Origin of the sequence: Rhizobium sp. PP-F2F-G48 (genome assembly GCF_004342335.1) — a bacterium.
Taxonomy (GTDB): Bacteria; Pseudomonadota; Alphaproteobacteria; order Rhizobiales; family Rhizobiaceae; genus Ferranicluibacter.
In genome coordinates this window covers 979111-1001381 of sequence record NZ_SLVH01000001.1, presented here as the reverse complement: position 1 = coordinate 1001381, position 22271 = coordinate 979111, and the positions used below count along the sequence as shown (strand labels likewise).

18 protein-coding genes are annotated in these 22271 nt (G+C 61.8%); 10 read left to right on the top strand and 8 right to left on the bottom strand.

The genetic code is table 11. The features are described from left to right. Together C8J36_RS04530 and C8J36_RS04525 are read left to right on the top strand one after the other, a co-directional pair. The coding region (locus C8J36_RS04530) for a transposase (protein ID WP_132532916.1) at positions 1-153 on the top strand (153 nt) is incomplete at its 5' end. A gap of 178 nt (positions 154-331) precedes the next feature. Beyond that, the gene (locus C8J36_RS04525) at positions 332-652 is read left to right on the top strand and encodes a hypothetical protein (RefSeq protein WP_132533060.1); all 321 of its coding nucleotides are present in this window, start codon (positions 332-334) and stop codon (positions 650-652) included. A gap of 269 nt (positions 653-921) precedes the next feature. Here the strand turns inward: C8J36_RS04525 and C8J36_RS04520 are convergent, their stop codons facing one another. The 3 genes from C8J36_RS04520 to C8J36_RS04510 all read right to left on the bottom strand — a co-directional run bounded on the left by C8J36_RS04520 (position 922) and on the right by C8J36_RS04510 (position 3048). Next, the gene (locus C8J36_RS04520; protein ID WP_132532914.1) at positions 922-1227 is read right to left on the bottom strand and encodes a hypothetical protein; all 306 of its coding nucleotides are present in this window, start codon (positions 1225-1227) and stop codon (positions 922-924) included. Positions 1228-1537: 310 nt separating this feature from the next. Next, positions 1538-2254: a transcriptional repressor LexA gene (gene lexA, locus C8J36_RS04515; RefSeq protein ID WP_132532912.1), complete on the bottom strand. Its 717-nt coding sequence runs from the start codon at positions 2252-2254 to the stop codon at positions 1538-1540. Positions 2255-2514: 260 nt separating this feature from the next. Then, positions 2515-3048 (bottom strand): single-stranded DNA-binding protein, encoded by a 534-nt coding sequence (locus tag C8J36_RS04510; RefSeq protein ID WP_062593140.1) that lies wholly within the window; start codon positions 3046-3048, stop codon positions 2515-2517. Between the two features lie 296 nt (positions 3049-3344). On the opposite strand from C8J36_RS04510, the gene uvrA reads away from it, so the two are divergent. Together uvrA and C8J36_RS04500 are read left to right on the top strand one after the other, a co-directional pair. Beyond that, entirely contained in the window at positions 3345-6266 is a 2922-nt protein-coding gene (gene uvrA, locus C8J36_RS04505) for an excinuclease ABC subunit UvrA (protein ID WP_132532910.1), read from the top strand. A gap of 55 nt (positions 6267-6321) precedes the next feature. Next, entirely contained in the window at positions 6322-7122 is an 801-nt protein-coding gene (locus C8J36_RS04500) for a DUF72 domain-containing protein (RefSeq protein WP_132532908.1), read from the top strand. Positions 7123-7196: 74 nt separating this feature from the next. Here C8J36_RS04500 and C8J36_RS04495 read toward each other — a convergent pair whose 3' ends face one another. After that, positions 7197-8684, bottom strand: coding sequence for an NAD(P)H-hydrate dehydratase (locus C8J36_RS04495; RefSeq protein WP_245506446.1), 1488 nt, complete (start codon positions 8682-8684; stop codon positions 7197-7199). 367 nt (positions 8685-9051) lie between these two features. Between C8J36_RS04495 and C8J36_RS04490 the strand changes: the two genes are divergently transcribed. The 3 genes from C8J36_RS04490 to hspQ all read left to right on the top strand — a co-directional run bounded on the left by C8J36_RS04490 (position 9052) and on the right by hspQ (position 11382). Further along, positions 9052-9390, top strand: a complete 339-nt coding sequence (locus tag C8J36_RS04490) for a P-II family nitrogen regulator (RefSeq protein WP_062473479.1) — start codon at positions 9052-9054, stop codon at positions 9388-9390. Between the two features lie 58 nt (positions 9391-9448). After that, positions 9449-10858: a type I glutamate--ammonia ligase gene (gene glnA, locus C8J36_RS04485; RefSeq protein WP_062593134.1), complete on the top strand. Its 1410-nt coding sequence runs from the start codon at positions 9449-9451 to the stop codon at positions 10856-10858. 194 nt (positions 10859-11052) lie between these two features. Beyond that, entirely contained in the window at positions 11053-11382 is a 330-nt protein-coding gene (hspQ, locus tag C8J36_RS04480) for a heat shock protein HspQ (protein WP_062474500.1), read from the top strand. Positions 11383-11621: 239 nt separating this feature from the next. Here hspQ and C8J36_RS04475 read toward each other — a convergent pair whose 3' ends face one another. Then, positions 11622-12251, bottom strand: coding sequence for an invasion associated locus B family protein (locus C8J36_RS04475; protein WP_062593132.1), 630 nt, complete (start codon positions 12249-12251; stop codon positions 11622-11624). A gap of 487 nt (positions 12252-12738) precedes the next feature. On the opposite strand from C8J36_RS04475, the gene C8J36_RS04470 reads away from it, so the two are divergent. Then, positions 12739-14613: an extracellular solute-binding protein gene (locus C8J36_RS04470; protein ID WP_132532904.1), complete on the top strand. Its 1875-nt coding sequence runs from the start codon at positions 12739-12741 to the stop codon at positions 14611-14613. A gap of 2 nt (positions 14614-14615) precedes the next feature. After that, positions 14616-15281 (top strand): DsbA family oxidoreductase, encoded by a 666-nt coding sequence (locus tag C8J36_RS04465; protein WP_132532902.1) that lies wholly within the window; start codon positions 14616-14618, stop codon positions 15279-15281. Between the two features lie 84 nt (positions 15282-15365). Here the strand turns inward: C8J36_RS04465 and mfd are convergent, their stop codons facing one another. Both mfd and C8J36_RS04455 read right to left on the bottom strand, forming a co-directional pair. Continuing rightward, on the bottom strand, positions 15366-18872 hold the full coding sequence (gene mfd, locus C8J36_RS04460; RefSeq protein WP_132532900.1) for a transcription-repair coupling factor: 3507 nt from the start codon (positions 18870-18872) through the stop codon (positions 15366-15368). Then, positions 18869-19189, bottom strand: coding sequence for a succinate dehydrogenase assembly factor 2 (locus tag C8J36_RS04455; RefSeq protein ID WP_132532898.1), 321 nt, complete (start codon positions 19187-19189; stop codon positions 18869-18871). Before C8J36_RS04455 ends, mfd begins: the two co-directional genes overlap by 4 nt. A 155-nt stretch (positions 19190-19344) precedes the next feature. Between C8J36_RS04455 and recG the strand changes: the two genes are divergently transcribed. Continuing rightward, complete coding sequence (gene recG, locus C8J36_RS04450) at positions 19345-21450, top strand: ATP-dependent DNA helicase RecG (RefSeq protein ID WP_132532896.1); 2106 nt, start codon at positions 19345-19347, stop codon at positions 21448-21450. A 3-nt stretch (positions 21451-21453) separates the two neighbouring features. Here recG and C8J36_RS04445 read toward each other — a convergent pair whose 3' ends face one another. After that, positions 21454-22164, bottom strand: a complete 711-nt coding sequence (locus C8J36_RS04445) for a DUF502 domain-containing protein (protein ID WP_132532894.1) — start codon at positions 22162-22164, stop codon at positions 21454-21456. Between the last annotated feature and the right edge of the window lie 107 nt (positions 22165-22271).

Here is a 22271-nt window from a genome sequence, read left to right as displayed (position 1 = left end):
CACGATCCTGTTCTCTACAAGAAGCGCCACAAAATCGAGAACATGTTCGGCAGGCTCAAGGACTGGCGGCGCATTCACACCCGCTACGACCGCTGTGCACATACCTTCTTCTCGAGCATCTGCATCGCAGCCGCTGTTATCTTCTGGCTGTGAATTTTATGAGTCCTGAGCCTAGTGCAATGCCAAAAAAGGAAAGCCGTCATCTCGGACAGGTGCGCGACAAATCGATTGAAAGTGATGAGGCCTTCGCTATTCTTCGATTAGCGTACTCGAACGGACGCAATCGAATTTCCTGGGGAGGAGACTGAACGACATGATCACAAAAAACTGCATGGCAGGCGCCCTCTTGGTGAGCGCCACCTTCTTGTCAAACCCCGCGCAAGCGGAAGATCTTGTCTTCACGCTGAAGAACGGTACGCAATCGGTTCTCACGCGATTCTACACGTCACCCGTCGGCGTCAGCGACTGGGAGAGGGACGTCTTCGGAGAGCAGGTGCTCAGTCCTGGCGAGACGATCGAACTGACGATCGCGGACGGACGCGACGTTTGCGACTACGACATGCGGTTCGAGTTCGAGGAGGGGTCAGACTTGGCGACGACTGAAGACAAGCAAAACCTGTGCGAGATGGGATCCTATACCATTCACGAATAGCGGACGCCGTTGTGCCGAAAGATGCCGGAATCAACAATAGTGGAAGCAGCCAGACAGACGTTGGGCTTTAGAGTGAGCTGGCTGCTCCAACTGTCGTCATGGGAACGCCATTGCCGAGATCGTTGTTGGCGTACTTGATCACGAGGATACTAAGGACGGATGCTAGCATCCCGACGAAAATCATTCTCATAGCGTGATCCTTTGCGCACGGTCTGCGCTTGAAAAGAGATGGTACGGCGCCATTGCCAGCGATCCTTTATCAGCGATCTTCAGTCGAAATCGCCGATCCGACCATGCTGCTCAAGAACGAGGGCTGGGCCGGCTTCGCCAATCGCTGTGTTGCCCCGCCTTGAGACGACTGCCGTGCCCGCATGTCCGCGTGCAAGACGACTGGCCAAAGCGCGGGCTTCATCGGCGGTCTTGATGCTCAATGGTCGATCGGATAGCGAAATCTCGCCTTCGCGATCGTCGAAGACCAGGACTTCAAAACTTTCCAATGTTCCCGGCATCTCGGTCTCCGCAGTGTTCGGCCGGTTAACGCCGATGTCCGCAAGCAGTTCCGTCTGCTTCTCCATCGTGCAGATTTCTCTGAAAAACGCGTGCCGCTGGATCTCGCGAGCCGAGTGCCTGCATCCGCTTCTCGTATCCTCTTCGCCTCCCCAACGGTTTCGAGAATAGCAATCCCCGCCTCCATCCTTGTCGAACGAAAGCAACAGAAAGAAGGCCGCACCATGAGAAACAAGCAAACCGCGCATTGATGAAATGCACGGCGCGAGGTCACTATCGAAGCGGACAGGACGAGGAATTCAGGACGAGGAAAACCGATGCTTGCCCTGGAGACCGACGCCTCCAATCGGCCACCCCTCGCCGGAAACCATATCCTTTTTACTGGTAGTGGCGGATCAAGCCGACAAGCTTTCCCTGAACCTTGACCCGGTCCGGTCCGAAAATCCGCGTCTCATAGGCCGGGTTGGCCGCCTCCAGAGCGACAGAGGCTCCCTTGCGGCGGAAGCGTTTCAAGGTCGCCTCTTCGTCATCGACCAAGGCCACGACGATCTCGCCCGGGCTGGCGCTGTTCGCACTCCGGATGATGACGGTATCGCCATCGAGAATGCCCGCTTCGATCATCGAGTCCCCCCGAACTTCCAACGCATAATGCTCGCCACTGCCGAGCATGAAAGCGGGAACGGCAATGTCATGCGTGTTGTTCTGGATAGCGGAAATCGGCACGCCGGCAGCAATCCGACCCATGACAGGAACGGAGACGCTGTTATCGTTTCCGACGCCAATGGCAGCCTTCGCCGGTGTTTCCGGGACAGAGGACGGGCGACTTCCCTGAATGACGCTCGGTGAAAACCCCCGCTTCGGCGGTGTCGACGCGAGATAGGCGTCCGGCAGCTTGATCACCTCGAGCGCCCGCGCCCTGTTTGGCAAGCGCCGGATAAAGCCACGCTCTTCGAGCGCCGTGATCAGCCGATGGATGCCGGACTTGGAGGCCAGTTCCAGAGCATCCTTCATCTCGTCGAACGATGGCGGAACACCCGATTCCTTCATGCGCTCATGAATGAAAATCAACAATTCCTGTTGCTTGCGGGTCAGCATGATCAAACGACTCCAAAGTCACGAAACAAAGCAAGAACAGTGTTATATGTTCCTCATGTGTTCTGCAAGTGCCATTCCGCCGAAGTGAACCGTTCATCGACGAAAAGGCGAATTCGTTCAGATGCGTTGCTTGCGGCGAGGTCCTTTCCGAAAGGACAGACCTTGAGATCAGCGTTCATCGCTCCGGCAATAAGAAACGCCGTCGCAAGCAGGCTCGCAACGGCGAAAAGGCTATTTGACACTCGGTGTCCAAGACGGAATCAGAACGGAATGTCGTCATCCAGATCGCGCGAGAAGCCACCGCTCGCCCCGCCGGTGCTGCCGCCCGAACGACCGCCGGACGACTGGGCCGGACGATCGAAATCGTCGCCATAGTTCGGTCCGCTGCCCCCGCCGTAATCCGAACTCCCACGGTTTCCACCACCACTACCGCCGCCGCCGTCACGGCCATCCAGCATGGTCAGCGTCGAATTGAAGCCCTGAAGCACCACTTCGGTGGAATAGCGGTCGTTGCCGTCCTTGTCCTGCCATTTGCGTGTCTGCAAGGCGCCTTCGAGATAAAGCTTGGCGCCCTTCTTCACATATTGTTCGACGACCTTGCACAGGCCCTCGTTGAAAACGACGACCGTATGCCACTCGGTCTTCTCGCGTCGCTCGCCCGAATTTCGGTCGCGCCAGCTTTCGGACGTGGCGATGCGCAGGTTCGCGATCGGCTTTCCGTCCTGCGTCCGCCGGATTTCCGGGTCCGCCCCGACATTTCCGATGAGGATCACCTTGTTTACGCTACCAGCCATCTCTTTGTCCTGTCTCCTGAAAGCGGCCCAACGTCCCGCAATGTGCGCAAAGCCTACGCTGTTGGATCTGGCTTTTCGCCCTCGACCCGCGGCAATCCACAACAGTTTGCAAATTTGTTCTTTATTTGTTCTAATTCTTCGTTATGATCCTGTCAACCATGCACGCGCCGGGCTTCCGATGCTCAACGAGCCTGCCCGGACCGGGACGTTCGAATTGCGGTTTCGCCCGAGGCCGGGTCGACATATGAAGTATTGATCTTAAGTAAGGGCTTCGTCCCCATACAGAGCGTTTGACCATGAGCGAATTCAAGACCATCTCGATCCGCGGTGCGCGGGAGCACAATCTCAAGGGTATCGACCTCGATCTCCCGCGCAACAAACTGATCGTGATGACCGGCCTTTCCGGGTCGGGAAAATCGTCGCTCGCCTTCGACACGATCTATGCGGAAGGGCAGAGGCGCTACGTCGAGAGCCTGTCGGCCTATGCGCGCCAGTTTCTGGAGATGATGCAGAAGCCGGATGTGGACCTGATCGAAGGTCTTTCGCCCGCAATTTCGATCGAACAGAAGACGACGTCGAAGAACCCCCGCTCGACCGTGGGAACGGTGACGGAGATCTACGACTATATGCGCCTTCTTTTCGCGCGCGTCGGTGTCCCCTATTCGCCGGCGACCGGGCTGCCAATCGAGAGCCAGACGGTGAGCCAGATGGTTGACCGTATCCTTGCGATGGAGGAAGGCGCTCGCCTGTACATCCTCGCGCCGATGATCCGGGGCCGTAAGGGCGAGTACAAGAAAGAACTCGCGGAGCTGATGAAAAAGGGCTTTCAGCGCGTCAAGGTCGATGGCCAGTTCTACGAGATCGCCGATGTCCCCGCGCTCGACAAGAAATACAAGCACGATATCGATGTGGTGGTCGATCGCCTGGTCGTGCGCGGCGATATTGCTGCGCGGCTGGCCGACAGTCTGGAAACATCGCTCAGGCTGGCCGATGGTCTTGCGATAGCCGAATTTGCCGACAAGCCTCTGCCCGAGAAGGAGACCTCGGCCGGCGGCTCCGCGAACAAATCGCTCAACGAGACGCATGAGCGGGTGCTGTTTTCGGAGAAATTCGCCTGCCCCGTCTCCGGCTTCACGATTTCCGAGATCGAACCGCGGCTGTTTTCCTTCAACAATCCGTTCGGTGCCTGCTCCACCTGCGACGGCCTCGGCAGTCAGCAGAAGATCGACGAGGCCCTCATCGTTCCGGAACACGATCGGACCCTGAAAAACGGGGCGATCGCCCCCTGGGCCAAATCGTCGTCGCCTTACTACAATCAAACGCTGGAAGCGCTCGGCAAGGCGTTCGGCTTCAAGCTGAGCAGCACCTGGGCGGATCTGTCGGATGCTGCGAAAAAGGCGATCCTGCGCGGGACGGACGAAAAGATCGTGTTCCAGTATGCGGATGGCGCACGCTCGTACAACACCACGAAGACGTTCGAAGGGATCGTCCCCAACCTCGAACGGCGCTGGAAAGAAACCGAATCGGCCTGGGCGCGCGAGGAGATCGAGCGTTACATGTCGGCAGCCCCCTGCCCGGCCTGCAAAGGTTTCCGGCTGAAGCCCGAGGCGCTGGCCGTCAAGATCGACCGGCTTCAAATCGGCGAGGTGACGAACATGTCGATCCGCGTCGCGCGGGATTGGTTCGAGGATCTGCCCGCCCGCCTAACGGAGAAGCAGAACGAGATTGCCGTTCGGATCCTGAAGGAGATTCGCGATCGCCTGCGCTTCCTGAACGATGTCGGGCTGGATTACCTCAGTCTTTCGCGAAATTCCGGTACCTTGTCGGGCGGCGAAAGCCAGCGCATCCGGCTCGCCTCGCAGATCGGATCGGGCCTGACGGGCGTGCTCTACGTGCTGGACGAGCCGTCGATCGGCCTGCATCAGCGTGACAATGCGCGCCTTCTCGATACGCTGCGGCATCTGCGCGACATTGGAAATACCGTCATCGTGGTCGAGCACGACGAAGACGCGATTCTGACGGCCGACTATGTTGTCGATATCGGTCCGGCTGCCGGCATTCATGGCGGCCAGGTCGTGGCTTCCGGCACGCCGCAGGAGATCATCGATCACCCTACTTCTCTGACAGGCAAATATCTCTCGGGCGACCTTTCTGTCTCGGTGCCTGCCGAGCGGCGCAAGCCGAAGAAGAAAAAGGAACTGACCGTCGTCGGTGCCCGCGGCAACAATCTGAAGAATGTCACGGCGTCCATCCCGCTCGGGGTCTTCACCGCCGTGACGGGCGTCTCCGGTGGCGGCAAGTCCACCTTTCTCATCGAAACGCTCTACAAATCGGCGGCGCGACGGGTGATGGGCGCGCGCGAAATTCCGGCCGATCACGACCGCATCGACGGGTTCGAACATATCGACAAGGTCATCGATATCGACCAGTCGCCGATCGGCCGGACGCCGCGCTCGAACCCTGCCACTTATACCGGCGCCTTTACGCCCATCCGGGATTGGTTTTCGGGGCTGCCGGAGGCAAAGGCCCGGGGCTACCAGCCCGGACGCTTCTCGTTCAATGTGAAGGGCGGTCGCTGCGAGGCCTGTCAGGGGGATGGCGTCATCAAGATCGAGATGCACTTCCTCCCGGATGTCTACGTCACCTGCGATGTCTGCCATGGGAAACGCTACAATCGCGAAACCCTGGATGTGACCTTCAAGGGCAAGTCGATCGCGGACGTACTGGACATGACGGTCGAGGAAGGCGTCGAGTTCTTTGCAGCCGTGCCGGCGGTGCGCGACAAGCTCGTAACGCTCAACGAGGTCGGGCTCGGCTACATCAAGGTCGGTCAGCAGGCCAACACGCTGTCGGGCGGCGAAGCGCAGCGCGTCAAGCTGGCCAAGGAACTGTCCAAGCGCTCGACCGGGCGCACGCTCTATATTCTCGATGAGCCGACGACGGGGCTGCATTTCCATGATGTGGCGAAGCTGCTGGAACTGCTGCACGAACTCGTCAACCAGGGCAATTCCGTCGTCGTGATCGAGCACAATCTGGAGGTCATCAAGACCGCCGACTGGATACTCGATTTCGGTCCGGAGGGCGGCGATGGTGGCGGGCAGGTCGTGGCCGAGGGCACGCCGGAGCAGATCGTCAAGGAGAAGCGGTCGCATACCGGCCATTTCCTGAAGGAGTTGCTGGAGCGTCGTCCCGTCCGCAAAGCTGTCGCGGCCGAGTAATCCGCGAGGCAGGGAATTGGGCGAAGGAAGAGGGATTAGGCGATGAGTTGGCATCATGAACGGTAAGATGGGTAAGGTCCGTGTCGGCATCGGCGGCTGGACGTTCGATCCTTGGGAAGGGACGTTCTATCCCGAGGGGCTTGCGAAAAAGCGGCAGCTGGAGTTTGCCGGCAAGGCGCTGCAGGTGATCGAGGTCAACGGGACCTATTACAGCTCGCAAAAGCCGGAGACGTTTGCGAAATGGGCGTCGGAGGTTCCGGATGATTTCGTCTTCACGCTGAAGGCGAGCCGCTTTGCGACCAACAAGAAGGTGCTGGCGGATGCCGGGGAGTCGATTGCCCGTTTCCTCGGGCAGGGCCTGACCGAACTCGGCGCCAAGCTCGGGCCGATCCTCTGGCAGTTCATGCCGACGAAGAAGTTCGATGCTGCCGATTTCGAGGCTTTTCTGGCGCTTCTGCCGGAAAAGCAGGACGGGCTTGCCCTGCGGCACGCCATCGAGGTGCGCCACATCTCGTTTCAGACCCCGGAATTCGTCGATATGGCGCGACGGCACAACGTCGCCATCGTCTGCGCCGATCACGCGGAATATCCGCTGCTCGCGGACGTAAGCGCTGATTTCGTCTATGCACGTCTGCAGACGGGCAGCGACGATATCGAGACCTGCTACGACGAAAAGCGCCTCTCCCAATGGCAGGCCCGCCTCGAAACCTGGAGATCCGGCGGTGTTGCGGAAGGATTGCCCTTGCTGGCCGATCCCCTGCCACACCATCCGCGAGACGTCTTCGCCTTCTTCATACACGAGGGCAAGGTCAACGCACCCAGGGGCGCGATCGAATTGCAGAAACGTTTCGCTTAGCAGGAAGAGATCCGGCTGCGAGCCTATGTCTTGTCAGCGTTTTCGCTGCTTGTCTGAGCGCTATGGTCTGACCGCTATGGTCTGTGCGGCAGCGGCCTGATCGCACGGAGCAGGTCTTCGGCCGTCATCCCCTCGCCCGCCGTTTGCCCGGCAGCGCCGTGACGCCAAACGGCGCTGGCCGCGGCTTCGAAGGCGGGCATGCCCTGCGCCATATGCGCGCCGATCATGCCGGCGAGTACATCGCCCGAGCCGGCCGTTGCGAGCCAGGGCGGGGCGTTCGCGTTGATCGCGACCCGGCCATCCGGGGCGGCGATGCCGGTATCCGAGCCCTTGAGGACGATGACAGCATTGCTGCGCCGGGCCGCCTCTGTCGCGCGATCAATCTTGGAGAGCGTCTCGTCCGACCCGAGATCCGGGAAAAGACGGGCGAATTCACCGTCATGCGGGGTCAGGACGAGACGAACCGGGCCTTGGAAAGCCGCGAAAAGAGCCTGCGGATCCTCGCGAAAGGCGGTGATGCCATCCGCGTCGAGTACCAGCGATCGCTCGCAGAGGCCTGCAACGATCATCCGGGCCCGCTCGGCATCGCCAAAGCCCGGCCCGAGCACGAAGGCGTTGAGGCGCTCGTCGTCGAGGAGATCGTGCAGCATCGCCTCGCTATCGACGGGCTTCAGCATGACCGCCGTCAGATGCGCGGCAAGCGTCGGCATCGCCTCCGATGACGCGACCATCGTGACGAGACCGGCACCCGAGGAGAGGCCCGCCGTCGCGCTCATCCGCGCAGCGCCGCTGCTGTTCGCCGGACCGGAGAAGACGACGAGATGCCCCCGACGGTACTTGTGCGCCGACGGATCGAGCGCCTTCACGGCATCCGCCCAAAGCGCCGGCGTATTCTCCGCAATCGCACGCCGATGCGCTTGCAGGATTCGCCTGGGGATGCCGATATCGACAACCTCGAGCGCGCCGCAGGCGGACCGTCCCGGCAGGAGAATATGTCCTGGCTTGCGGGTCATGAACGTGACCGTATGCGACGCCTGAAAGCACGCCCCGAGCACGTTGCCGGATCTCCCATCGATCCCGGATGGCAGATCGATCGCGACGACCGGCAGTCCCGCAGAGGTAACCGCCTTCATCAAATCGGCGACCTCAGCCGAAACGGCACGCGAGAGTCCCGCGCCGAACAGACCGTCGATGACGACATCGCCCGTGCTGGGGACATAGTCGGCGATGGCCTGGCCGGCGACGGAGAGGTGCGCGAAAGCGGTGGCGGCATCTCCGCTGGAGCGTGAGGCGCCTTGCAGGAGAAACACCGCAACGCTTGCGCCGCTGTCGGCCAGCGCTTCCGCAGCGACGAGCCCATCGCCGCCGTTGTTGCCGGGGCCGCAGAGGCAGACGAAGCGGATCGCATCGGGATAATGCCGCAGCGCGGCGGCGGCGACCGCGTAGCCCGCGGCGCGCATCAAGCCGAAGGATGAGAGGCCGGATGCGGCGGCCGCCGCGTCCACCTTTCCCATGTCCTCCGGGGTCACGATCCAGGTTGCCATGCTCGTCTCGAAACCCATCTTGCCACCTCCGCAAAAATGCGTGATCCTGCTCTTACACTGCAGAGGCGAAAGCTGGAAATCAAGCGTCTCACAGGAATGCGTGTTGACCAATTCCTGAGCATCTGCATATATTTGGCGCTCAAATATCATGCTGAAACCGGTCAAATTCGTCTCGCAGTGCATCAAATTGCCGTAAACCGCTCGCATTTCACAAGAAATAGGCATTCTCCTGCAATACTGGCGCGGAACGAGAAAAACCGCTTCCGATCCACGCACACCAAAGGCAAATGCGTCGAGATTTTGAAGACATGGCATGCTAAATGCATATGGTGGGGCGAGCGGGGATTCCCCTGTTCCAACGGGAGAAGCGGAGAGACATTTTCTCATGAAAAAGGTCGAGGCGATCATCAAGCCATTCAAGCTGGATGAAGTGAAGGAGGCCCTTCAGGAAGTCGGGCTCCAGGGTATTACGGTGACGGAAGCCAAGGGTTTCGGACGGCAGAAGGGCCATACCGAACTCTATCGAGGCGCCGAATATGTCGTGGATTTTCTGCCTAAGGTGAAGGTCGAAGTGGTTCTCGCCGACGAGAATGCAGATGCCGTCATCGAGGCGATCCGCAAGGCCGCCCAGACAGGGCGGATCGGCGACGGCAAGATTTTCGTTTCGAACGTGGAAGAGGTCATCCGAATCCGCACGGGCGAAACCGGCGTCGACGCCATCTGATTTCACGCCGCCGCATTCGCGCGGCGGCCTATAACCGACAGGGAAGGACATCTCCGATATGACGACTGCGAGCGACATCCTCAAGCAGATCAAGGAAAACGACGTCAAGTTCGTCGACCTTCGATTCACCGATCCCAAGGGCAAGCTTCAGCACGTGACGATGGATGTGTCCTGCGTCGATGAAGACATGTTCGTCGATGGCGTCATGTTCGACGGCTCGTCCATTGGCGGCTGGAAGGCCATCAACGAGTCCGACATGGTGCTGATGCCGGATACGGCCACGGTGCATATGGACCCGTTCTTCGCCCAGTCCACCATGGTCGTGGTCTGCGACATCCTCGATCCGATCTCGGGCGAGGCCTACAATCGCGACCCGCGCGGAACGGCGAAGAAGGCGGAAGCCTATCTGAAGTCGTCCGGTATCGGCGACACCGTCTTCGTCGGCCCCGAGCCGGAGTTCTTCATTTTCGACGACGTCCGCTACAAGGCCGACCCCTACAATACCGGCTTCAAGCTCGATTCCTCAGAACTGCCGTCGAACGACGACACGGCCTACGACACCGGAAACCTTGGCCACCGTCCGCGCGTCAAGGGCGGCTACTTCCCCGTCCCGCCGATCGACAGCTGCCAGGACATGCGCTCGGAAATGCTCACCGTTCTGTCGGAAATGGGCGTGACGGTCGAGAAGCAGCACCATGAAGTGGCGGCTGCGCAGCACGAACTCGGCGTGAAATTCGACACGCTGGTTCGCAGCGCCGACCAGATCCAGATCTACAAATACGTCGTGCACCAGGTTGCGAACGCCTACGGCAAGACGGCGACCTTCATGCCGAAGCCCATCTTCGGCGACAATGGCTCGGGCATGCATGTGCACCAGTCGATCTGGAAGGACGGCAAGCCGACCTTCGCCGGCGACGAATATGCCGGCCTTTCGGAAAACTGCCTGTTCTACATCGGCGGCATTATTCGCCACGCCAAGGCCATCAATGCCTTCACCAACCCGACGACCAACTCCTACAAGCGTCTGGTTCCGGGCTACGAGGCTCCTGTTCTGCTGGCCTATTCCGCCCGCAACCGCTCGGCCTCCTGCCGCATCCCCTTCGGCTCCGGCGCCAAGTCGAAGCGTGTCGAAGTCCGCTTCCCCGATCCGCTGGCAAATCCCTATCTGGCCTTCGCCTCCATGCTGATGGCCGGTCTCGATGGCATCCGCAACAAGATCCATCCCGGCAAGGCGATGGACAAGGATCTCTACGACCTGCCGGCCAAGGAACTGAAGAAGATCCCGACGGTCTGCGGCTCGCTTCGCGAAGCGCTCGAAAATCTCGATCGCGACCGGAAATTCCTCACGGCCGGCGGCGTCTTCGACGACGACCAGATCGACGCCTATATCGAACTGAAGATGGCGGAAGTCATGCGCTACGACATGACCCCGCACCCGGTCGAATTCGACATGTATTATTCGGGTTGATCCCACGTCAGACGAACGGAAAAGGCCGGCGCCGCAAGCGTCGGCCTTTTGCCGTTTCAGTGGTCGTTTCAGCCGCAACATTCCGTTTTAAGACGATGAGACTTTTTTAGGGTGTAATATTTTTGTGTTCACCCTTCGTCCCTTGATCTCGGAGCGTTTCCTCCCACATATTGAAGGAAAGGAATACGGTCATGATGAAACAGAGAGATGCAAAGTTCCAGATCGGTCAAGTGGTTCGCCACCGGCTTTTCCCGTTCCGTGGCGTGATCTTCGACGTTGATGCGGAATACGCGAACACGGAAGAATGGTGGAACGCCATTCCGGCCGAGGTGCGGCCTGATCGCGATCAGCCATTCTATCACCTGCTGGCGGAAAACGACGAGAGCGAATATGTCGCCTACGTCTCAGAGCAGAACCTGATGTCGGACGAGACGGGCACCCCCGTTCGTCACTCGCAGGTCGAAACGTTCTTCGACCCCGAAACCATCGGCCAGTACAAGCCGAAGGCGGTTGTTACGCACTGATCGGAACGAACGTCCCCTGTCTAGAGACAGAAAAGCCCGGATCGCAGGATCCGGGCTCAGACTGCTGACAAACCCTCGACACCCTTCCAATCGAGCGAGGATTCACGGAACGTCCCTGAATCGAAGCGTGAACGGATGGGAATCAAAGTCGCTGAATCGAATTCCAAAGGGACTTTGTCAGCAAGCTGAGCCCGGATCGCAGGATCCGGGCTTTTTGTTGGGCCATGATAGGCCGCTGATCAGTTCTGCTTGGCAGCCTTCTGGGCTTCCTCAAGCTTCTTGCGGGCATCTTCCGCTTTCTTCTGCATTTCTTCCTGCAGCAGACGCTGGCGTTCCTGCAGCTTAGACTGCTCGATCGGCTCGCCGTCGAAGACGCCGGTGAAGCCTTCGAGCGACATCTTGATCGGGTTCGGCGCGCGCTGGAAGTTGATCGACGTGAACACGACCTCGCTGCCCTTCTTCAGGCTGGCGATGACGGCGTCGGTCAGCGGCGCTTCGGCCACGCACTTGTCGGGCATGCAGATGGCGTAGTCGAGCTTGATCGGCTTGCCACCGTCGATCTGCACCTGAACGCCGGGCGGCAGCAGGCGCGCGGACGGCACCGAGACCTGAAGGATCTTGCGGTTGACCTTGCCCTGCACGCTGATGAGGCCGGCAGCGGTGACCAGCTGGCCATTATTGGCGGAGAGCAGGTTCTGTACGATGCAGACGTCGTTATCTTCCTGCTTGGTGCAGACTTTGAACCAGCCCTGCGGCGCGCGCTGGCCGGCCTGCTGCGCGAAAGACGCCGACGGCATTGCGGCAGCTGCTACGGCGCCGGCGAAAGCCGAAATTGCGACTTTCCTGGTAAGGGTGGGCTTGAAGGTCATAACGATATCCGTCTCCTGAATTCATCGTTTCTGCGGCTCGGATGCAGCGCTCTCTCGACAAGACGCGCAACATCACGTTCACGACAGGATCGGTTGCGATCGTTCTGCGCTCGACCCTGAACGGTCTCGAGAACCACAGAAGCACACCCGCTCATCCCGATGTCGCTTGCTCGTCCAATATCTGCGTGCTCGACATCCGCTTGCTCGACTGGGCGAGTGCTCGGCCGTCCGCTCCTCTGTTGGTCAATTGAGGCAATTGCATGACCCGTCCAGTGGCGGTTTCCTCTCCTAGCGCGTCACGCGTGCCTAATCCAGTCATGCCCGCCGAAAATTGCGTGCAAGCGCGTGAGATTTCGACCCGCGCTCCCCACATAACGGCCATTCTACCGGCGCAAGCTTCAAAAAAAGACCCGGCATGATAGGTTGGCGGGAATCGTTTCTGGATCCGCTCGCGTTCTTGCCGGGCCCGTCCGCATCGGAGAACCGCGTGCGCGCATTGTTTCTGGGCCTTGCCCTGTTCACCTCGCTGACGGCCGCTGGCCTTGCCAGCGCCGAACCCGTTCACGGCATTGCCATGCATGGGGCGCCCGCCCTGCCCGCCGGCTTCAAGAATTTTCCTTACGTCGATCCGCAGGTCAAAAAAGGCGGTCATATCTCCTATGGCGTGGTCGGGTCTTTCGACAATCTGAACCCGTTCATCCTGAAAAGCATGCGCACCACGGCGCGCGGCATGCTCGATCCGGAGTATGGCAATCTCGTCTATGACTCCCTCATGACGCGCTCGCGCGACGAGGCCTTCTCGCTCTACGGCCTGCTCGCGGAAACGGTGGAGTGGGACGAGGACCGCACCTTCATCCAGTTCAATATCAATCCGAAGGCGCGCTGGTCCGACGGCCAGCCGGTAACACCGGAGGATGTGATCTTCACCTTCGAGATCTTCCGCGACAAGGGCCGTGTGCCGTTCGCGTCGCGGCTCGACAAGGTCGCGAAGATGGAAAAAGTCGGAGACCGGAGCGTTCGCTTCACCTTCAACGAGAAGAGCGACCGCGAATTCCCGCTCCTCATCGCCATGACGCCGATCCTGCCGAAGCACGCCACCCCGGTCGAAACCTTCGACCAGACGACGCTGACGTTCCCGATCGGGTCGGGGCCTTACAAGGTGGCCTCCGTGACGCCGGGCGAGCGGATCGTCTACGAGCGCGACCCCAACTATTGGGCGAAGGACCTGCCCTCCAAGATCGGCCAGGACAATTACGACCGCATCTCGGTTGAGTATTTTCTCCAGGACAATTCGCTGTTCGAGGCCTTCAAGAAGGGCGAGATCGACATCTACCCGGAAGGCAGCCCCAATCGCTGGGCGCGCAGTTACGATTTCCCGGCCGTGCGCTCCGGAGAGGTCATCAAGGATACGTTCTCGCCGAAGACGCCCTCGGGCATGCTCGGCTTCGTGTTCAACACCCGTCGCGCGATGTTCGACAATCCGAAGCTGCGGCAGGGGCTCGCCCTCGTCTTCGATTTCGAATGGGTGAACAAGAACCTCTATGACGGCGCCTACACGCGCACGCAGAGCTACTGGCAGAATTCCGGCCTCTCCTATCTCGGCCAGCCAGCCGACGATCGTGAGCTGAACCTGCTTGGCGATATCCGCAACCGCATCCTGCCCGGCGTGCTCGACGGAACCTATCGCCTCCCCGTCACCGATGCGTCCGGACGCGACCGCAACGTCCTGCGCGAAGCCGTGACCCTGCTGCGCGAAGCCGGCTACACGATCCGCGACGGCCAGATGAAGAACGCCGACGGCCAGCAGCTCGCTTTCGAGATCATGACCCAGAACGAGGGACAGGAGAAGATGGCGCTGGCCTATCAGCGCTTCCTCGCTGCGGTCGGCATCCGCGCCGGCGTGCGCACGGTCGATGATTCGCAGTACCAGCAGCGCAGCCAGTCCTTCGACTACGACATCATCATCAAGTCGTTCCCCTCCTCCCTGTCGCCCGGCATCGAGCAGGTCGGTCGCTGGACCTCGCAGTCCCGGAACCGGGAGGGCAGTGACAACTTTGCCGGCGTCGCCGACAAGGATGTCGACACGCTGGTCAACAATATCCTGCAGGCGCGCTCGCAGGAGGATTTCACCGCCGCCGTCCGCGCCCACGACAGAATGCTCGTTTCGAACTTCTACGCGGTACCGCTTTACCATGTGGCGTCACAATGGGTCGGCCGCCACAAGCGCATCGGACGGCCGAACACCGTGCCGCTCTACGGCTACAGCCTTCCGACCTGGTGGGACGTCGATGCGCAGACGGTGACGGCATCGCCAGCCTCGCAGATGCCTGCCGGCCAACCCCCTCAGCAAGGGAAGGAATGAAAATGGAACACGTCACCGTCGACGTCGTCTCGGACGTCGTCTGCCCCTGGTGCTATCTCGGCAAGGCGCGGCTGGACAAAGCGATTGCGGAGCTTGCAAGCGAAATGCTGGTCACCGTCAACTGGCGTCCTTACCAGCTCAATCCGGATCTGCCGCCGGAGGGTGTCGATCACAAGGCACATCTGGCTGCAAAGCTCGGCGGGAGCGAGGCCGTGGCCCGGGCGCATGAAAACCTGACGGCGCTCGGCCGCGCCGATGGCGTCGCCTTCGACTTCGATGCCGTGACGATCTCCCCCAATACGCTCGACGCGCACAGGCTCGTCCGTTGGGCGCAGGCCGAGGGTGCGGACATTCAGGCGAATGTCGTGTCGGGCCTGTTTCGGGCCTATTTCGAGGAAGGCTGCAATCTTGGCGACCGCGAAACGCTGATCGATATCGCCGAGGCGGGTGGCCTCGATCGCGCCGTCGTCACCGCGCTCTTCGCCTCGAACGCGGATACGGCGGACGTCCAGACCGAGATCGAGGTGGCGCGCGACATGGGCGTGACCGGCGTCCCCTGCTTCATCATCGAGAGCAAATATGCCGTCATGGGCGCCCAGTCGGTGGAAGTCCTCACCGGCGCACTGCGGGACATCGCCCAGATGAAGAATCAAACCAACATCAACTGACGCCGTTCCCGGCAAAGGCGTGTCACGCGGTCCGACATAGACCGCATGAAACGTATTCGTAGGCCCCTTTATGCCTTGGCCCCTTTATCCCTTGGCGATGCCCGCAAGCTGCGTCATCAGCATGGCGGCGCCGGCAAGCCGCTTCTCGGGCGTCGGATAATCGCGCTGGAAGAAGATGCTCTGGTCCTGACGCACCTTGGCGAGCGTCCCCTGCTTGGCGATATAGCCGACGAGCCCCGCCGGGTTCGGGAAATCGCGGTTGCGGAAGTGCACCACGACGCCCTTCGGCCCGGCATCCAGTTTCTCGACATTGGCCGTCCGGCAGAGCGATTTGACGTAGACGATCTTCAGGAGGTGCTGCACCTCGATCGGCAGCGGCCCGAAACGGTCGATCAATTCCGCCCCGAACGCGTCGATATCGGCCAGTTCGGTGATCTCGCCGAGCCTGCGATAGAGCATCAGGCGAAGATGCAAATCCGGCACGTATTCGTCCGGAATCATCACCGGCGTCCCCACCGAGATCTGAGGCGACCAACCGCTATCGGTCACCTCGTCGTCGCCCTTGAGCTCCGCGACGGCTTCTTCCAGCATCTGCTGGTAGAGCTCGAAGCCGACCTCCTTGATGTGACCGGATTGTTCGTCGCCGAGCAGATTGCCCGCACCGCGGATATCGAGGTCGTGGCTCGCCAGCTGGAAACCGGCGCCGAGCGTGTCGAGCGACTGCAGAACCTTCAGCCGCCGTTCGGCCGGCCCCGTCAGCGTCTTGTTCACCGGCAGGGTGAACAGCGCGAAGGCGCGAACCTTCGATCGCCCGACCCGGCCGCGAAGCTGATAAAGCTGCGCCAGCCCGAACATGTCGGCCCGGTGCACGATCAGCGTATTCGCGCGAGGAACGTCGAGGCCGGATTCGACGATCGTGGTCGACAGAAGCACATCGTACCGCCCTTCGTAGAAGGCGTTCATGATGTCCTCGAGTTCGGTCGCCGCCATCTGACCGTGGGCGATGGCGACCTTCAGTTCCGGCACGTCGGACTGGAGGAAGGCCTGAACGTCGTCGAGATCGGCCAGCCGTGGGCAGACGTAGAAGCTCTGTCCGCCGCGGTAGTGCTCGCGCATCAGCGTTTCGCGGATCGTCAGGGCGTCGAACGGCGAGATGAACGTGCGCACGGCCATGCGATCGACGGGCGGCGTGGTAATCAGCGAGAGTTCCCGCACGCCGGTCAGGGCGAGCTGGAGCGTCCGCGGGATCGGCGTTGCCGACAGCGTCAGCACGTGGACGTCCGACTTCAACTCCTTCAGCCTTTCCTTGTGCTTCACGCCGAAATGCTGCTCCTCATCGATGATGAGGAGGCCGAGATTGGCGAAGTTGATGGCGCTTCCGAGCAGAGCGTGGGTTCCCACCACGATATCGGTTTTGCCGGCTGCGACCTCCTTCTTCGTCAGCGCCAGCTCCTTGGAGCCGACGAGGCGCGAGGCCTGCGCCAGGCGGATCGGCAGACCGCGGAAGCGCTCGGTGAAAGACTTGAAGTGCTGGCGGGCGAGAAGCGTGGTGGGCACGACGACCGCCACCTGCACGCCGTTCATCGCCGCGATGAAGGCGGCACGCAGCGCGACCTCGGTCTTGCCGAAGCCGACGTCGCCGCACACCAGCCGGTCCATGGGGCGACCGGCACCGAGATCGTCCCGGACGGCCTCGATCGAGGTCATCTGGTCCTCGGTCTCGTCATAGGGAAAGCGTGCCGCAAACTCGTCATAGATGCCTTCGGGCGTCGTCAGCACGGGTGCGCGCCGTGTCAGACGCTCGGCCGCGATGCGGATGAGGCCGCCGGCCATATCGAGAAGCCGCTTTTTCAGCTTGGCCTTGCGGGCCTGCCACGCCACGCCGCCCAGCTTGTCGAGGATGGCATCGCTCCCCTCCGAACCGTAGCGGGAGAGAAGGTCGATATTTTCGACCGGAAGATAGAGTTTGGCGTCGTCGGCATAGACGAGTTCGAGGCACGCATGCGGCGCCCCGGCCGCCTCGATGGTTCGCAGGCCCACGAAGCGTCCGATGCCGTGCTCGGCATGGACGACAATCGAACCCTCATCGAGGCCGGCCACTTCGGCGATGAAATCCGCGCCGCGCTTGCGGCGCTTGGAGCGGCGCACCATCCGGTCGCCGAGAATATCCTGCTCGCCGATGACGACGAGATCGCCGCTTTCAAAACCGCTTTCCAGGCTGAGGACGGCGGCGGCCGCCTCTCCGGCCTTCAGCTTGCCGACCTCGTTGAACGACGCGACCGGCTTGATGTTGCCGAGCCCATGCTCCGCAAGCACCTGTAGCAGGCGGTCGAGCGATCCGTCCGACCAGCCGGTCACCAGCACCTTGGCGCCCTTGGCGCGCTTGTCGGCGATGTATTTCACGGCCTGGTCGAACACGTTGATGCGTTCGCCCTCCGGCGCACTCTCGTTCGCGTTCTTCGCCCAGCGCACGCCCAGGCGCGCATCGATGGTCACGACTTTGCGGCCATCGCCTTCCGGCTCGGAGAAGGGCGACAGACGAATGGCGTTGCCACTCGTCAGGGCCGCGGAAAACTGATCGGTCGTCAGGTAAAGCTGCTCCGGCGGCACCGGCTTGTAGGGCGTGCCCTGCGATGCCTGGTTCTTGCCCTGCGTCCCTGTATCGCGCCGCGCGTCGTAATAGTCGTGAACGAGCTTGGAGCGTTCGGCCGCAGCCTCGCGCACGACATGGTCGGTGACGATCCGGAAACCCGGGAGATAATCGAAGACGCTGTCGAGATGATCGTAGAACAGCGGCAGCCAGTGCTCCATGCCGGCATAGCGCCGCCCTTCGGACACGGCCTGATACAGCGCATCGTCGCGTGTCGTCGCGCCGAACAGCGCGAGATAGCGCGTGCGGAAATGGCTGATCGTTTCCGGCGTCAGCGACACCTCGCTCATCGGGTTGAGATCGAGCGACCGCGCCTGCCCCGTCGTGCGCTGGCTTGCGGGATCGAAGGACCGGATCGTCTCCAGCGTGTCGCCGAAGAAATCCAGCCGCACCGGCTCCGCGCTGCCGGGAACGAAGACATCGAGAATGCCGCCGCGCACTGCATATTCGCCGACCTCGCGCACCGTTGCCACGCGCTCGAACCCGTTTCGCGACAGGAGCGCCGCCACGTCGTCCATGCGAATGTTCGCGCCCGGCCGGGCGGAAAAGGCGAGACCCTCGATCACGTCCTTCGCCGCCATCTTCTGCAGCGCCGCGTTGACGGTGACCAGCACGATGGCTGGATGCGGCTTTCGGGCATGCGCGATCAGTGCGCTCAGCGCAGACAGCCGCCGGGCAGAGACGTCGGCGCTCGGAGACACCCGGTCATAGGGAAGACAGTCCCAGCCCGGTAGGGTCAGAACGGGAATATCGGGCGCAGCAAAACCGAGCATCTGCTCGATATCGGCCAAGCGCTGCCCGTCGGACAGGATATAGGCGACCGGCCCTTCCGCGCGTGCGATCTCGGCCAGCAGCAGCGGCTCGACGCCGGCCGGCACCGGCCCGATGGTGATCTCGCGCGCAACGCCTGCAATCTTCTTCTTGTCGAATCCGGCAATCATTCAGAAGGTCCTGTGGCCGCCGGTCCCGTCTGCGGTTCGAAATCCGGGCGGTAGGCGGAGATGCGGGCAAAGAGCGGCGTGCGGAAATGATCGGGCAGGTCACGCTCGCCCAGAATCCATTTCACGAGGTCGTTGTCCTCCTCGGACATGATGCGCTCCAGTTCGTCGAGATCGCTATCCGGCAGATCGGCAAGCTCATTGTCGGCGAACTGCCCGAAGACGAGATCCATCTCGCGCAGCCCGCGATGCCACGCACGAAAGAGAATCTTGCGGCGGCGCAGATCGAGATCGGCACTGGTGCGGGTGATGCCTGTCATGGACTGTCCCTCTTGCGGCGGGTAACCGGTGCCGTGACCGTCGTTCGGGACGAGCGGAAATTGAGCCTTGCTGCCACGGTCCCGCCGCTCCTATAAACGCTGCACGCCGACTTGTCAGCCTTGCCAAAGTCCGTTTCGTCAAGTGAAGTTCCCCGATGCGCCCTGCCCTTCTCGACCCGCTTTTCGCCTCGCTCGATACGCTGCCCGGCGTTGGTCCCAAAGTCGGCGAATTCCTGGCCCGGCTTTTCAATCGGGAGAGCGTCGAGGACTGCCGGGTGGTGGATCTGCTCTTTCACGCGCCGCACTCGATCGTGGACCGCCGTCACCAGCCCGGCGTGGCACATGCGCTGGCCGGCGCCATCGTCACCATCAAGGGCCGGGTCGATCGTCACCTGCCGCCGCCGCCGGGTCGCTCCTCCATGCCCTATCGCGTCATGCTGCAGGACGATACGGGTGAGCTGGCGCTGACCTTCTTCAAGGTCAAGGGCAACTGGCTGGAGAAGCAACTGCCGATCGACGATATCGTCATCGTCTCGGGCAAGGTCGACTGGTTCAACGGTCGGGCCTCCATGGTGCATCCGGACCTGATGGTGCGCGAGGAAGACGCGGAGACCATGGCCCTCGTCGAGCCGGTGTACGGGCTGACGGCGGGGCTTTCGCCAAAAACCTTGCGGCGGACCGTCGAGGCTGCCCTCACCCGTCTACCGCACTTTCCCGAATGGCTGGACGAGGCGCTTCTCGACAAACAGGAATTTCTCACGGCGCGCGAGGCGTTCATCGCTCTTCACGAGCCGCGCGACGCGAGCGATATCGATCCACGCGCTCCCGCAAGGCGGCGCCTTGCCTATGACGAGTTCCTCGCCGGGCAGTTGTCGCTCTCGCTCGTTCGCCAGCGCCTTCGCGCGCTCCCGGGCACGCCGGTCAAGGCGACTGGCGCCCTCAACGTCCCCGTCATCTCCGCGCTGCCCTTCTCCCTGACCGGAAGCCAGACGGCAGCCGTTGCCGACATTCTCGCCGATATGGCACGGGAGGAGCGCATGCTGCGGCTTCTCCAGGGCGATGTCGGCTCGGGCAAGACGGCGGTCGCGCTGATGGCGATGCTGGCGGCCGTCGAAGCCGGCGGACAGGCGGCGCTGATGGCCCCGACAGAAATTCTCGCCCGCCAGCATTTCACGACGCTCAGCCGACTTGCGGGCCCCGCAGGCGTGAGGATCGACGTCCTCACCGGCCGGACCAAGAGCCGCGAGCGCGATGCGGTGCTCGATCGCCTGGCCTCGGGCGAGACCGATATCGTGATCGGCACGCATGCCCTGTTCCAGGACACCGTCGCCTTTCATCGCCTGCTGCTCGCCGTCGTCGATGAACAGCATCGCTTCGGCGTCCACCAGCGCCTCCGGCTGACGGCCAAGGGCGTGTCGCCGCATATGCTGGTGATGACCGCGACGCCGATCCCGCGCACGCTGGTACTTGCCGCCTTCGGCGATATGGACGTCTCCAAGCTCACCGAGAAGCCGGCGGGCCGCAAGCCGATCCAGACCGTCACGCTGCCGACGGAGCGGCTGGACGACGTCGTCGAACGCCTCCGCGCGGCCATCGAGGACGGCAAGAAGATCTACTGGATCTGCCCGCTGGTCGAAGAATCCGAGCTTTCGGATCTCATGTCAGCGGACGAGCGATTCAGGATCCTCGTCGCGCGCCTCGGACCCGTCGCCGGTCTCATCCATGGCCGCATGACCGGTCCCGACAAGGATGCGGCCATGCTCGCCTTCAAGAACGGCGAGACGCGGCTGCTCGTCGCCACGACCGTGGTCGAGGTCGGCGTCGACGTTCCCGACGCGACGATCATGGTGATCGAGCATGCGGAGCGCTTCGGCCTGGCGCAGCTCCACCAGTTGCGCGGTCGCGTCGGGCGCGGCGACGAGGCATCGAGCTGCATTCTGCTTTACAAGGGGCCCCTCAGCCAGACGGCGCATTCGCGCCTGTCGATCCTGCGCGATACCGAGGACGGCTTCGTGATCGCCGAAGAGGATCTGAAGCTGCGGGGCGAAGGCGAGCTGCTCGGCACGCGGCAATCGGGCACGCCCGGCTTTCGTATCGCGAGCCTCGAAGCGCACGCGGATCTTCTGGAGATTGCGCGCAAGGACGCCGCCTATGTCATCGAGCGCGATCCCGACCTGACGACGCCGCGCGGCGAAGCCTTGCGCACGCTTTTGTACCTTCACCGCCGTGACGAGGCGATCCGCTTTCTGCGGGCCGGTTGAGGATCAGGATTCGATCACGGCGGGCACAGGCTCGGAGACCTTGCGTCCCTTGCGCGTCGTGGCGACAGGCCCGCCTTCAGGCGGGGTGACCAGGCCGACCGAGATGACGAGCTTGGCCGCATCCTCGGCGCTCATGTCGAGCGGAACGATTTTCTCGCGCTGGACGAAGACGAGGAAGCCGGCGGTCGGCACCGGCGTCGGCGGCATGAAACAGGCCACCATGTCGCGTCCCATCGCATCGAATTTCGAGGCGATCTCGCCTTTCGCATCGGTGGAGATGAAGACCAGCGACCAGAGCCCGGCGCTCGGATACTCGATCAGGGCCGCCTTGTTGAAGGGCGTGCCCTGCTCTTTCAGCACCGTCTCGAAAATCTGCTTCAGGCTTTTATAAAGCCCGCGCACCAGCGGCGTGCGGTTCAGCACCTGCTCGCCGACATTGACGATCGATCGGCCGATGAGATTCTTGCCGAGAAATCCGATGATCGTGATCATGATCAGGGCAATCAGCAGGCCGAAACCGGGCACCGCGAAATTCAGATAACTGTCCGGATTGTAGCGCGCGGGAATATAGGGCTTCACCCAGCTGTCGGCCCAGCGCACGAAGCTCCAGGTCAGCCACAGGGTGATCGCGATCGGCGCGCAGATGACCAGCCCGGCGAGAAAGTTGTTTCGCAGCCGGGTGGCAAAGGAAATACGCGTCGGAGCTTCCGTCATGCTGATTCCATCGGCGCTGATGTGCAGCCGTCAGAGATGATATGGCGTTGCGGCCGGGCGGACAATGGCAAAAGCCGCAGTTGCAGCAGTTCATGCTGCAACTGCGC